Source organism: Palleronia abyssalis (assembly GCF_900302445.1).
In the GTDB taxonomy this organism is placed as follows: domain Bacteria; phylum Pseudomonadota; class Alphaproteobacteria; order Rhodobacterales; family Rhodobacteraceae; genus Palleronia; species Palleronia abyssalis.
In genome coordinates, this window is record NZ_ONZF01000021.1 from 1 (window position 1) to 13,126 (window position 13,126).

Sequence of the window (13,126 nt, forward strand, 5' to 3'; positions counted from 1 at the left end):
GTTGCGTGAGAAAACGGCGCAGGACCACTTGCCTTGCCATCTTGAGCCGCGTTCTCGCGGCGGTGCGATCCTTGATCAGGCCTCGGCGGAACACCAGTAAATCGCGTAGATCTGCAACGACTTCAGGGGTGGTGTCAGACAAAGTCGAACCAGTCTCAAAGGTCTCGCAGTCGCGGTTCTCTAAGCCGCGCCGAGACCGCACCACTCGGCGAGGGCGGCGGCACGGTTCAGCTTGAACATGGCCCGGCTTGAGAGGCTGCGCTCGTGATTGAAGTGGTTGCAGACGGAGGAATGGACGGCGGCGAATTTCTGCAGACTGCGCATTCGCCGAAACCGCTGCATTGCCCGTTCTCGTCGTCGGAACGGCAGGTGCGAATTTTCAGCCCGGTTGTTCAGCCACCGCTCGGTCTCCTGCCGGTCTGCCACGCCCAGGTCCTTCAGGGCCGCGCCGTAGGAGCGGTGCCTGTCCGTCACGATGATCTCTGCCCGGCCGTGCTTCTTCATGGCTTTCTTGATGAATTTCAGCGCAGCCTTCTGGTCCCGCCTCTTCGTAACGAAGCTTTCCAGTACCTCGCCCTCGTGATCCACAGCCCGCCACAAATAGTGTTGTTCGCCATTGATCTTCACGAACATCTCGTCGTGATGCCATCGCCACCGGCTCGATTTCATTCCCTAGATGCGTCGCTTGCGGATTTCAGCTGCGAACATCGGACCAAACCGATGCCACCAGAAACGCACCGTCTCGTGACGTCGACGCCACGCTCGTGCAGCAGATCCTCCACGTTCCGCAGCGACAATGGGAAGTGGACGAACATCATCACCGCAAGGCGAATGATCTCGGGAGATGTCTTGAAGTACCGGAAGGGGCTGCGTTTGGTCATGCGCAGAGGCTACGGCGCTGCGCATGACCCGCTCAAGGCATTTTGCTCTGACATCACCGAGGCGGGTCTTGCGAAGATGCGTATCGCAACGATCCACCGCAGCAGGCTGATCGCAGAAACCGGGTTCGGGACCGAGAGAGTTGGGCTACCCGAAGGCGTCGCTACAACGGCTTTCGCTGTCGGGGATTGGGTTCTTGTTGATCCCGCGACGTTGGTTCTGGTTCGGCGGCTAGAGAGAAACACCCTGCTGGAGCGGCGAACCGAGGGGGACCGGCCCCGGCAGCTGATCGCCGCCAACGTAGATACCGTCTTCATCGTGACGTCCTGCAACGATGACTTCAATCCGGCACGGTTGGAGCGATACCTGGCGCTCGCAAACGAAGCCGGCACGGTTCCCGTGATCGTTCTGACGAAGATCGACACGGTCCCCGATACGGCTCCGTACTTGCAGCAGGCAAAGAAGCTCCAGCTTGATCTCGATGTCGTTCTTGTGAATGCGACGACGGCAGAGGCGGTAAAGGTCTTGGCCCCCTGGTGCGGCGAAGGACGGACCGTGGCGCTCGTCGGATCATCGGGGGTGGGAAAATCGACGCTGCTGAACATCCTGTCCCCCAGTTCATCCGGGGAGGCCCAACCGACCGGCCCCATACGGGCATCGGACGACAAGGGGCGGCACACGACGACGTCGCGCTCGCTTCATCCGGTTGTCGGTGGAGGATGGGTGATCGACACGCCGGGCATGCGGACGTTGCAAGTAAGCGACGTATCATCCGGCCTCGACGTGCTGTTTGCGGAGATCGTCGAGTTGGCGCACGGATGCCGGTTCAGGGACTGCACCCATTCCGTCGAACCGGGCTGCGCCGTTCAGGCTGCGATAGGCGAAGGAACCCTCGATCGGGAACGTCTTGACCGATGGCGAAAGCTCTCGAACGAAAACTTGGCAAATACCCGACAATCGTCCGGGCCGCGCAAGGACAAAACCTCAAAGGTTCGACGCAACCGACTTTGATGTGCTTTTCGCGGTGTTTTCGGCCCATTGCGGCCGTTCATCGGCGCCCTTCTATGCTGCGGCGCGGCCCGCCGAACTGGCCATTCGCCGCGGTCGCAAAGCATCACGGCGAACGAACTCACACTATGCGAGGACGGAGTTGACGTTCGATGCGGCTTCTCGAACGCCTGCTGTTTCAAATGAATACCTTCGTGGCACGCCGTTGGCAGCAATCGATGTTCGCTTGCGCCAGTTCTTAGAAGTAACACGATGCGATCCGCCAGTAACGACGAAGCCGCCCCTGAATCGCGGGCGCGACCGGAACGCGGCCTCTAAGAGGCTGATCTGAAAGTAATTGAGTGAGTTCAGCAGGTTGTGATTCTGTTCGGTTGCGAAGCTGAACGGAGATCCCATGGCCTGGACCGAACTCACCCGTCGCCAATATGACCGAGTGGGCGGCAGATACGCAAGCGATCTGACCGACGCCGAATGGGCGGTGATCGGTCCCTTGCTTCCCGCCCGCAAGGCAACCGGCAGGCCCCGCACGACGTGTTTGCGTGATGTCGTCGACGCCATTCTCTACATCGCCACAACCGGTTGCAAATGGCGCATGTTGCCGAACGACTTCCCACCGATTTCCACGGTGCGGGGCTATTTTTACTCTTGGCGCAATGATGGTCTGCTGGACGATCTGAACCGCAGGCTGGTCGAGATCGCGCGTCTTGCCGAGGGCCGCGATGCCCGACCCACAGCAGGGATCATCGACAGCCAGAGCGTGAAAACAACTGAAAGCGGCGGGGTTTGCGGGTATGACGCAGGCAAGCGGATCAAGGGACGCAAACGTCATATCGTGACCGACACCGTTGGATTGCTGGTGGGGCTTGAGGTCCACAGCGCAGCAATTCAGGATCGCGACGGCGCGCCGAATGTGTTGAAGACCGTCGCCAAGCGCTACTCCATGCTGCGCCATATCTTCGCCGACGGCGGCTATGCCGGGCCCAAGCTCAGGGATGCGCTCAAGCAGATCGCGCGCTGGACGGTCCAGATCGTCAAGCGCTCCGACACCGCCGAAGGCTTCGAAGTTCTGCCCCGCCGCTGGGTCGTGGAACGCACTCTCGCCTGGCTCGGGCGATGCCGTCGACTGTCAAAGGATTGGGAGAAATCCGTCGCGAGCGCCGAAGCATGGGTGCTCAACGCTCACATCCGACGCGTCACCCGCTATCTCGCAAGGGCCTGAGAGAATAGGATTAGTTCTGAATCGGACTCTAAGGTAGATTGATCGTAAATCCGCCCGCGCACCCGAACTTGCCCGCCGCTACTAGCAATCTCTGTGTCGAAGATCGGCGCCGAGGCTCCGTCGCGAGATTAATTTTCGAAGCTGTATGTCTTCGTCAACGTATCTGCCGGCTTGGGCCGGCCCAGAAACCATCCCTGTCCGCAATGGACGCCCAACGCCTGCAGGGCGCACAACTCTGCCTTCGTCTCGATCCCTTCGGCCGTCACCTTCGCGCCGGTTTTTGCAGCGAAATACACCATCGCAGCGGCCATCGCACTTTTCCCAATCTCCATATCGATCCCTTTCGTCAGCGAGATGTCGAGCTTGACGATGTCGGGAGCCAGCTTGACGAGCCTCTGGATTCCCGCAGACCCTGCGCCGGCATCGTCTATCGCGATGCGCAGTCCAACATCGCGCAGCGGAAGCAATGCCTCCGCCATCGCGAGATCATCCTTGATCTTGTCTTCCTCTGCGACTTCGACGACCAGCCGCGAATGCAGCGCGGCAGGGATTTCGGCCAAGACATCGACGCTCAGAATCGTGGCCGGCGAGAGGTTTACAGAGACGTAGAACTCGTCGGGCAGATATCGTACCGCCTCGACCGCGGCTTTGAACGCAGCCATTTCAAGCTCCTCGGATAAGCCCACCGCCCGAGCCGCTTGAAACCAAGGGGCAGGAGAAGCATCCACGCTCATGTCGAAGCGGGAAAGGGCCTCGCACCCGATCACCTGCATTGCGGATAGGTCGAAAATCGGCTGGAAGACGATCGAGAAAGCCCGCTTTTCGATCACTTCCTCGATCAAGGCGGACAGCTCCGCGCGGCTGCTCTGCTCGCTTATGAAGTGTCCGATTTCATCGGAGATCAGGGAGGCGAAAAGCTCCGCCACTTTGAGATCGACCGGACCGATCCCTTCGATCGGCTCCCGGCTCAAACAGCAGAACATGCCGTAGACGTTCCCATCGCTTCCGTAGATTGGAATCCCGACATGGCTCCCGATAGGAATTAAGTGCGTGATCTCCAGTTCCATGCAGAGCGGTTCGCGGCTCGTGTTCGGGATCAACCGCGGCAGACTGCCCGATAGGATGTGCTTGCAATAGACCGCCGACGCGAGATGGCGATCGCCCACCGATGCCAAGTGCTCGAGACCGGGGGCGTCGATGCTTCGGAACACTATGTCCTCGCCGACGAGCTCGCCGAGGTACGCGATCTCCATATTCAGCTGGCTTCGCACGGCGGAGAGATATTTGGCGATGGCTTGGTTCGCCCCACCATTCCTGGACAGGGACACCGGAATATAGCCTTTATTTTGCACGCTCCGATTGTTTGGAATTTGCTCTGCTGGGTCAAGGCCGCATAATGCCCGCGGACGCTTGGCCCATGAGGGAGTCGCAGGCCACGCAGCCGGGGCTTAGAGGATCGACGGGCGGGCCAGCATCCGTGGTGACGCAGCTTGTACCGACGTCGGCACCGGCATGGTCGACCTGTTCTGGCCGAACCGAGCAGCCGCTGGATGTGCCGATGCAAGCCTCTAAAACGAACCAACTGCGACGACGACTTCCGGCGATGTTCCGTCGAACAGGAGCCAGTTCAACGGCATGTGTCCGCCTATGCGGGAATTTTTCCGATTTGCCTCTCGCGCCCATTGAGCTCAACATCTAAGTTCCCTCGGCGAAGCTGATGGGAAGCTCGGCCCTTGTTTTATGAGTTGTCGTGGGTGCCGGTGAGTGCCTTGGTGCCGATCGGCTTGGCGATCCTTATCGGCTTCGTCGGCGTATTCCTGATCGTGCGGTTCTATCGACTCGCATGGCAGGCCCCGGTCCATCGAAGGTATTTGTGGGTCATCCTGACCGGAGTTGTCTTCAGTCTGGTGTCATGGTCGATCACCGGGCTTTTTGCACTTGGTCTTACGCGCGTGGATATACTTGGAGCTTCCGGATTTGATCCACTCCTGTTGACTGCGCACTTGGTCTTGGCCCCGGTGGCGTTCATTCCGGCGACGCAATTGCGGTTGTTTCCGCGAGCGTACTGGGAACGAGTTCTTGCAGGCGCGATCTTGGGCGGCTTGCTGTTCCTGTCGGGCATCCTCGCCATCGCCAGTCTGAACATACCCGGGGAGAAGGACGTCCTACCTTGGGGTTTGGTGCTTGCCACAGCTTGGTGTGTCCTGACCATGGGTTTCCTAGCCGGTAGTTTTGACGGCGAATCTCCGAGCGCAAGGAAGTGGATTGCGGGTACAGTCGCTCTGGTCAACCTAATGATCCTGCTGGCGATAATGAGCGTGGCCCTGGATTTCGACTACGAACCTGGGGCAAGTGTCCCGCCTGACACAATCCCGGGGCGCGCGTTCATCATCATCGTCATGGGCTTCTGCACGATCATGGCCCTGACCATATTCCTGTTCTCTGCTCTCTCTCGGATGACCGGCCACGACATGATGCTGGACTATCGCACTATCGCTACGCACGATTACCTGACCGGCCTTCCAAACCGGCTGTACCTGCAGGACAATGTATCAGCTCAACTCTCGCGAAAAGCCGGCAGCGGGATTTGCCTAGTTGGATTCGACCTGGATTCATTCAAACCGATTAATGATCTATATGGCCATGCAACGGGAGATATGGTCCTGAAGACCATTTCCGAGAGAATCCTAGGAGTTCTCCGAGAGGGTGAATATTGCGCCAGGATCGGGGGCGACGAGTTCGTGGCGGTGAAGTCGACGTCCTCGCTTCAGGAAGCTCTGGACTTGGCAGAGCGTCTCTTGTCTGCCGTCATGTTCCCCATGGAGCATGGTCATGGCGACATAATTCTAACGGCAAGCTTCGGGGTGGTCGTCGACCCGTCGCGGGACATCACGCTCAAGGAATTGCTGTCGCGCATGGATCTCGCTCTGCACCATTCGAAGACCGACCCTTCCGGAAATATCCGTCTATACGACGATGCTATGAGGGTCGAGCGCGACCAGAAGCAGTCGCTCGAGAAGGATCTGGCCGATGCCATCAAGAACGACCACCTGGAACTGCACTATCAACCGCAATACGATCTAAAAACAGGATCGCCTGTTGCATTGGAGGCCCTTGTAAGGTGGTTTCACCCTAGGCGCGGTTTTATGTCCCCCAAGGATTTCATTTCCCTTGCCGAGGAATCCGGAATTATCCATGACCTAGGCATGTGGTGCATCGATCGCGCCTGCCAGGACCGGATCGAGTTCGGTTGGACCATCCCAGTGGCCGTAAATGTTTCGCCGCAGGAGTTCGCCAACCCATACTTCGCGGGTTCGGTGGCATCCGTTCTGCGGAGAAACGGCTTCCCGGGAAACGGTCTCGAACTGGAGTTGACCGAGTTCAGCCCGGTGCAAAGAGGCGAGTTCGTCTACAAGAACATGGATGACCTACGCGAGCTTGGCGTGGCGATCACTCTCGATGACTACGGAGCAGGACATGCCTCGCTGGGAACCTTGAAGGCATTCCCTTTCGGAAAGCTTAAAGTGGATCGCGACTACATCCTCTCCCTGAAGAGCGACCCGAGCTCCGCCCGGATCATCCGGTCGGTCCTCTTGCTTGGAAGCGCCTTGGGCATCCCGGTCGTTGTTGAGGGGGTTGAGACTGCGGCGCACGAGGCTTTCCTGAAGTCGGAGGCGTGCGAAATCGGCCAGGGGTACTGGTTCGCTCGCCCAGCCCCGGCTTCCGAACTTAAGAACATTCCTTGCGGAACTTCAGTGGCAAGCGGTTGGTACGCTGCTCATCGGTCATAGTTGTCTTCTTGCCTGTTTCAGGAATGGCTAGGGTGCTTCCGGATCGCGGGAAAGTGTGCCTCACCGAAGTGTTCGTGGGACGTCGGCACCATGGGCCCGCATTCCTTACACCAGCGTCGGGGATACGAATGGTCCCGGATAATCTGGTAGGTCACGTCTTCAGGGCGCAACCGCAATCCTCTCCATCCAGGGCCAGCCCAGAGGGGCTCCGTTTTGCGATGTGTCCCACAGTGTGTTTCCGGCGTGGGACACCATTCGAATGAGGCACCGATCTGGCGGAGTTTTTACGGGCGGGTGGTAGGTCCGGAGGGGTTTTCGCAGGATCAGCCGGTCGAGCGGAATGTGCAGCGGGATCAGTGAATGATCCGTCTGTACACGCCCATTGCGGAAGTTCACCGCTATTCTCAATCCCTCAGCGCGGCCTCCCCGAAACGGCCGTATGTGCCATCCTACAACGTTAACTTAACCCGACGCCAAAGGCGGGTAAGCGCGCGCTTTTCGTCACCATTTCGCAGAGGAATATGGAAAAGGTTATCGAGCATCTCATCAGGCGGATAGACCGCCGGGCTAGCGAGTATCTCCGGATCTATCAACGCCGTTGCAGAAGCGTTCGGGTTTGGATACCAAACATGATTTGTTATCCGGGCAATTACGTCTGGTCGCAGAAGGAAATTTAGGAACTTGTATTTTCCGTCCGATTTCGACCCATTTTTGGGCATGACTAAAACATCGAACCAGATAGGGGCTCCTTCTTTCGGGATCGAGTAGCGAATGTCGATCCCTTCTTGCTGTTGATCAGCGGCTACTAAGACATCGCCGGACCATGCGATCGCAACGCAAGCCTCTCCGTTCGCTAGCCGGGAAGTTTGTTCAGAATCGAACGCATCGATATAGGGAGCAACAGCAGCAAGAAGTTTCTCTGCTTCTTCTAGGTGTTGCGGGTTTGACGTGCCAGGGTCGTGCTGGAGGTAGTGGAGTGCGATCGAGAGCATTTCTTCTGGCGCATCGATAATACTTACGCCGCAATCGGCGAACCGGGAAACGACTTCGGGATCAAAGATCATTGCCCAGCTATCTGTTGGGGCTTCTGGCATACGAACGGCGACAGCATTTGCGTCAAAGCCGATCCCGGTTGTCCCCCACAAATACGGAACGGCGTATGTGAATGCCCCTTCAATTCTATGGAAGCGGCTGGTGACCCGGTGATCGAATTGTTCGCGTCCGGACAGACGCTCGGACTCAATAGGGATAATTGATCCGTTCGACAGAAGCCGTCCGAAATATTCCGAAGAAACGACGGCCAAATCATACTCCTTGGCGCCTGATATTAGAGCTGCTTCGGTAACCTCCGAGCTGACGTACTCATCATATACTACTCCAACTCCAGTTTCTTCAGTAAATTCTTGTAATACCGCGGGATCGATATATTGGTCCCAGTTCAGGACTCGAACGGTTTCTGCCGCTGCGGTAGTGGCGGTAAAAGCGGAGGCCACAATTAACGAAAACTTCATGAAGCGTTCAAGTCCTCTATGGATATATCTTTCGATTTTCTGTCATGTATGTAGCAATAGCCTGGACGATTTCTTCACTGCGGAATGGCTTGCCGAGCAAACCTTTCATACCAGCTGCCAAGCAACGTTCGATATACGCATCGCCGACATGAGCGGTAAGCGCAACGATCGGAATAGGAGCAAGCCCGCGTTCCGCGGCGCATTCTTGAATTGCCCGCGCAGCGGAAAAGCCGTCCGTCCCGGGCATCGATAGATCCATGAGGATAATATCAAACACACCGGAGGCGGCACACTCGATTGCTTGCTCGCCATCTTCTGCGAAGGTGATGTTACAACCAGATCTGACCAATATCGCTTCAAGTATTTTTCGGTTTACACGATTGTCTTCCGCAGCGAGAACCCGAGCCCCCGATATATCAATCGCATTCGTGGATGGCGCCACTGTTTCAGATGTTGTTTCAAGTATGGGCATGGGTAGATTGAGTTTGAGTCGGAAGCAGCTGCCCCTTCCCACTGAACTGTTGACGGTAAGTTCTCCGCCCAACGCTTCGGAAATCCGCCTGCTGATAGCCAATCCGAGACCGGTCCCACCAAAGCGGCGGGTCAACGAAGTGTCGACCTGCTCAAAGGCATGGAAGACTCGCTCAAGATGATCGGCAGAAATCCCGATCCCGGTATCTTCAACCTCAAACGTCAGTTTCTGTGCATCGTCAGATGCTTCGATAACTTGCAAGCGAACGGAAATCGTACCGTGTTCTGTAAATTTGATCGCATTACTGACGAGATTGACTAAGATTTGGCGCACGCGCCCAGGATCCGTGACATGAAGCGGAGCGACCCTTTCTTCTACTTCAAAAGTCAGTGCCAGTCCCTGACTTTCCGCTCTATAGCGAAACATTGAATGAATATGCTTTAGTTCTTCACGAAGATTTATAGAGCGAGGTTCGATTTTAAATTTTCCCGCTTCGATACTCGAGATTTCCAGAACATCCTCGATTATTGTTAGCAAAGCTGTTCCGGAGGAACCTAAATCGCCGACTATTTCCTCTTGTTCCGGTTCGAGGGATGTAGTTCCTAGTCGTTCGGTTAGGCCGAGGATTCCATTTAGGGGTGTCCGGATCTCGTGGCTCATCATTGCGAGAAAATCGGATTTGGCACGTGACGCGGCCCGCGCCTGTTCCATGCGGCGTCGAACTTCATCTTGGGAGCGCATGATCTCCCGCTCCATAGGGCGAAAAATGATCCCCCATATCGCGAAGGTCAAAGCTGTAACGAGCCCGAGATTTGCAACTAGCCAAAGCTGATGACGTGCCAATTTTTCTGTTAGATGTTCGGATTCAAGATGACTGATCCGCCGAACAATTGGCAATAGCTCTGACGTGATGGCGCTGGCCATGGCCACATGCCGTTCAGCATCCGAACCCCAAAGTGCATCGTTACCCGAAACTGCCTCCAGTAGGTCAGCGAAGGCAATCATCAACCCAATCGGATCGAGCACTTCTCTATCAAGCAATTCCCGCGATTCGGGAGCCAGAACTAAGGTTTTGCCCCCCACAACGATGTCTTTTTGAGTGCTAATGAGATCGGCCCTATACCCTGCTAGCCCATCTTTGGATACCTCTCCAATAGCTTGCGTCGGCGCTGAGCGAATTGCGTGAAGCGCTATTAGTGCATCGGTCATCGTATGTAGAGCATCGGCAAACGTCTCGGAGAGCTCGCTTTTCGACCGTAAGTGAGAAAGTTGTGACTTGTCGACGAACCAGCCAAAGAACGACGCTGCTACGGTAAGGGCCAGCGCAGCCAGCAATCGCGCCCGCAAATAACTGATGGTGAGCATCTTTAGTCTCGGCTGGACATGCCCTTGGACACTTCCGCCAGTCTACGACTTAAGGATTAAGGCAAAGTAAAACCGGGGCGGGAATGCCGGGCACCCGGAGAGCTGCAAGGTCTGCTTTCTACCTTGGGCACGCTTCATTGCAAGTCTGCAACGAAAGTCCGGAGTCCGCCCTTCGTGAGCCGGCTGCGGTGTCCTGCTGCGCAGCGCATGAATGTCGTTGAAGGCCGTCTATGGCCTACGCTGGGCCTGACGTGAGCGTACGCTCTACCGAGGTGCGCCTCATGAGGCGCCGCACCTCGGCCGAACTTTTTCGCAGATTTTGTTTCCGGCCCGTTTTGGATGATCCGAGGTCCTCCTTGTCACCTACGACGCAACCCGAGCCGCAAGGACGCCCTCCATGACCACCTCTTCCATGACCCTGACCGCCGCGAACGACAACCCCGGCGGGACGACCTCCGTCGAGGTCCAGCTCTCCTCGTTCGTCACCATCATCGCCAAAGCCTATGTTGCCGAGGCCCGCAAGAAAGTGCACTCGGCATGACTGCCCCGATCCGCACCGCCCGCCGCGCTGCCGCGGCCGCCTCGCCGAAGAAGACGGCAAGCGGCAGGCCGGAGGTAGTCCTCTATGCCCGCTACTCCTCGGACAGGTGGAGCGCCTGGAGGGTCTGCTGACCGGGAGCGACCACATGGTGGCGGCGAATGCCCTGCTGAAGGAGCTTCTCGGCGAGGTGCGCGTCAAGGGCGATCCCGAGGCACGGGACGGCATGGCAATCGAGATCCGGGGCGAGGTGTCCCGGATCTTCCAACCTGTTGGGCGGACACAAAAAAGCGCCCCGTGGGGCGCTGATTTGTCTGGCATTCAGATTTCGGTGGTTGCGGGAGGTGGATTTGGACTTTGGCGAACCAACTTACTTGTCTGCTGATTAGTCGACCGGATCGGCCTCGGGAGAGAGGGGCTTCGCGCTTTGGCGCGTTCTCTCCCTATCTGCCTCATCCTTCCACTCGGCCACCTGCGATTCTATCGCTTCGAGGGCTTCGTCGGTGATCATCGCATGCTTCATTATCCGGCTTCGGTTGCCGGGCGTCGCAATCAGAGCGATCTCGACGAAGAAGTCGTCGCTCGAGAACGCGTCGCCCTCGGCGCGCCAGTCGAGCCAATCCGGGATCGTCTCGGCAATCGCCAGGTTGGCTGCGCTCTGAACCTTGTCGATCTTACGCGCTTCGCGCGCGCCGGTCAGGCCGGCCTTCTCCATGGCCTTCTTGAAGGCCAGGTTGTTCAGGATGTCCTCGTCGGTCTTGCGGCGCTTGCGGTCGGTCATTGTCGGCAGTCGTTTCGCCATGGCTGGTCTCCACATTCGGATTTCGGTTTCAGACGTCACCGGCGGCTCCCGCGCCCCGACGATCGTCTGAATACGATGTGGCATCGAACATTTTCGCGCTTCAGCCGATCCACGAAATTTTCCTCTCAGCCGCCGTTAACACACTGACTTCACGGGTTTCTTTTACTCGAGCAAGCTTGCGGGATCTTTCTGGTGAAAGATCCCGCCTTCACACGCGTTCATGCGGAGCCTTTGCCATCAGGTTCGGAGGATCGCTGCGGCTTTCTCCAAAGAACGTGCAACGAATGACCCATATGCAACCGCCGGACGCTCGTCCGCAGCCTGAGAAACAATTCGATCCGGCGTAGCGCGCACGCTTTCCGCCCCCGGCTGAAGCCGGAAACTCTCCCCCTAAGGCGCCGGCTGGCTCACGCTTCGCAAAGCGGTGGGGAACGCCAGCGCGTCGTGGAACCCACCGCGCAGAAAACTGCGCCAGCTCAATTTGTTGAGCGATCGGATCAAGACGCGTGTGGCAGCCTCGGGACAGAATGGCGCCCCTGTTCCGCAAGCACCTGCGTGTAGATGGATTCCACATCGCGCTTACAAGACGTCCGACCGCACACCGCACACCGCACACCGCACACCGCACACCGCACACCGCACACCGCAGGTGAACTTAGAGCCCCTCCTACCAGTCCGGCAAGTTGCAGCGAACCGCAAGTCTCGGGCTGAGACAGATACCCCCTGCCCTGGTAGGTCTTGCCTTGGGCTTCTGGCCGGGTAAGCTTGATAGGGTGATGTGGCCACAAGAGAACGTCGACATGTCACGGCGCTTGTGCTCCCGCGCTCGGCTCGTGGCGGCGTGCAGCCGGGATGTTTCCCGGCAGAGAAACGAAAGAATGCAACTCGATCAACAGGAGCCGAAAGTAGCTTAGAGAGCGCCAGATTCTGTTGAGAGATCGTGGAGTACCTCAGGCAGTAAAATCTTGGGGCAGTGAACGGAATACTCCGCACGATGGGAAGGATGTTTCGCTGCATCCTTCGATTGCCCCCAAACCCGATACGGGACGAGACCAAATGGTAGAGAACGAGCTAGCTGTGAGCGCCATCGACGACGACGGCGAACCAGAAGGCATTGATGCGCCGAGGGGAGGCGGGTGGGGCGAGTATCCGCTCGACGCGGTCTTCGTGCGGACGGAACAGCGGACCGTAGCGGAGGTCGTCAAGCGCATTCAGAAGGGCCGCTTCGTCCTCGACCCGGACTTCCAGAGAGATTTCGTTTGGGAGAAGACCAAACAGTCTAAGCTGATCGAAAGCACGATCATGCGCATCCCATTACCCGTCTTTTACGTTGCAGAGACGCCGGACGGGCGAATCATCGTCGTGGACGGATTGCAGCGGCTGACCACCTTCACGCGTTTTCTTGACAACAAGTTGTCCGTCGTCAGATAATTTGGGACGTTTGAGCGCTTTCCAGACTGGAGGCTCTGGCTCACCGCTGATTGATGCTATGCGTTTTCAGTTTTGTGGCGCAAGCGCCGGGCGAGCATGGTTTTTCGTTT

General features: G+C 57.6%; 10 protein-coding genes and 1 pseudogene. 6 read left to right on the forward strand and 5 right to left on the reverse strand.

Annotation, left to right across the window (positions count from 1 at the left end; translation table 11 throughout):
- Positions 1–180: 180 nt before the first annotated feature.
- A pseudogene (locus PAA8504_RS21270) lies at positions 181–881 on the reverse strand (IS6 family transposase).
- 76 nt (positions 882–957) lie between these two features.
- Here PAA8504_RS21270 and rsgA point away from each other — a divergent pair.
- Both rsgA and PAA8504_RS21280 read left to right on the forward strand, forming a co-directional pair.
- On the forward strand, positions 958–1,890 hold the full coding sequence (gene rsgA, locus PAA8504_RS21275) for a ribosome small subunit-dependent GTPase A (RefSeq protein ID WP_245897733.1): 933 nt from the start codon (positions 958–960) through the stop codon (positions 1,888–1,890).
- A gap of 391 nt (positions 1,891–2,281) precedes the next feature.
- Positions 2,282–3,106, forward strand: a complete 825-nt coding sequence (locus tag PAA8504_RS21280; RefSeq protein ID WP_108896134.1) for an IS5 family transposase — start codon at positions 2,282–2,284, stop codon at positions 3,104–3,106.
- 128 nt (positions 3,107–3,234) lie between these two features.
- On the opposite strand, the gene PAA8504_RS21285 is transcribed toward PAA8504_RS21280, so the two are convergent.
- Positions 3,235–4,458: a sensor domain-containing phosphodiesterase gene (locus PAA8504_RS21285; protein ID WP_146190557.1), complete on the reverse strand. Its 1,224-nt coding sequence runs from the start codon at positions 4,456–4,458 to the stop codon at positions 3,235–3,237.
- Positions 4,459–4,839: 381 nt separating this feature from the next.
- On the opposite strand from PAA8504_RS21285, the gene PAA8504_RS21290 reads away from it, so the two are divergent.
- Positions 4,840–6,897, forward strand: coding sequence for a putative bifunctional diguanylate cyclase/phosphodiesterase (locus PAA8504_RS21290; RefSeq protein WP_108896136.1), 2,058 nt, complete (start codon positions 4,840–4,842; stop codon positions 6,895–6,897).
- Positions 6,898–7,346: 449 nt separating this feature from the next.
- Here the strand turns inward: PAA8504_RS21290 and PAA8504_RS21295 are convergent, their stop codons facing one another.
- Together PAA8504_RS21295 and PAA8504_RS21300 are read right to left on the reverse strand one after the other, a co-directional pair.
- Positions 7,347–8,408 (reverse strand): extracellular solute-binding protein, encoded by a 1,062-nt coding sequence (locus PAA8504_RS21295; RefSeq protein WP_108896137.1) that lies wholly within the window; start codon positions 8,406–8,408, stop codon positions 7,347–7,349.
- A 16-nt stretch (positions 8,409–8,424) separates the two neighbouring features.
- Positions 8,425–10,245 (reverse strand): ATP-binding protein, encoded by a 1,821-nt coding sequence (locus PAA8504_RS21300; RefSeq protein WP_108896138.1) that lies wholly within the window; start codon positions 10,243–10,245, stop codon positions 8,425–8,427.
- Positions 10,246–10,642: 397 nt separating this feature from the next.
- Here PAA8504_RS21300 and PAA8504_RS22245 point away from each other — a divergent pair, with 397 nt between their 5' ends.
- Positions 10,643–10,786 (forward strand): hypothetical protein, encoded by a 144-nt coding sequence (locus tag PAA8504_RS22245; RefSeq protein WP_181375915.1) that lies wholly within the window; start codon positions 10,643–10,645, stop codon positions 10,784–10,786.
- Between the two features lie 145 nt (positions 10,787–10,931).
- Entirely contained in the window at positions 10,932–11,168 is a 237-nt protein-coding gene (locus PAA8504_RS21305; protein ID WP_146190558.1) for a hypothetical protein, read from the forward strand.
- Here the strand turns inward: PAA8504_RS21305 and PAA8504_RS21310 are convergent, their stop codons facing one another.
- Positions 11,169–11,585, reverse strand: coding sequence for a hypothetical protein (locus tag PAA8504_RS21310; RefSeq protein ID WP_146190559.1), 417 nt, complete (start codon positions 11,583–11,585; stop codon positions 11,169–11,171).
- 1,077 nt (positions 11,586–12,662) lie between these two features.
- Between PAA8504_RS21310 and PAA8504_RS21315 the strand changes: the two genes are divergently transcribed.
- Positions 12,663–13,016: a DUF262 domain-containing protein gene (locus PAA8504_RS21315; protein WP_219928976.1), complete on the forward strand. Its 354-nt coding sequence runs from the start codon at positions 12,663–12,665 to the stop codon at positions 13,014–13,016.
- Positions 13,017–13,126 lie beyond the last annotated feature (110 nt).

Coding starts and splice junctions, on each gene's coding strand:
- PAA8504_RS21310 (WP_146190559.1), bottom strand. CDS start 11,585: ATGGCGAAACGACTGCCGACAATGACCGACCGCAAGCGCCGCAAGACC.
- PAA8504_RS21280 (WP_108896134.1), top strand. CDS start 2,282: ATGGCCTGGACCGAACTCACCCGTCGCCAATATGACCGAGTGGGCGGC.
- PAA8504_RS22245 (WP_181375915.1), top strand. CDS start 10,643: ATGACCACCTCTTCCATGACCCTGACCGCCGCGAACGACAACCCCGGC.
- PAA8504_RS21305 (WP_146190558.1), top strand. CDS start 10,932: ATGGTGGCGGCGAATGCCCTGCTGAAGGAGCTTCTCGGCGAGGTGCGC.
- PAA8504_RS21295 (WP_108896137.1), bottom strand. CDS start 8,408: ATGAAGTTTTCGTTAATTGTGGCCTCCGCTTTTACCGCCACTACCGCA.
- PAA8504_RS21300 (WP_108896138.1), bottom strand. CDS start 10,245: ATGCTCACCATCAGTTATTTGCGGGCGCGATTGCTGGCTGCGCTGGCC.
- rsgA (WP_245897733.1), top strand. CDS start 958: ATGCGTATCGCAACGATCCACCGCAGCAGGCTGATCGCAGAAACCGGG.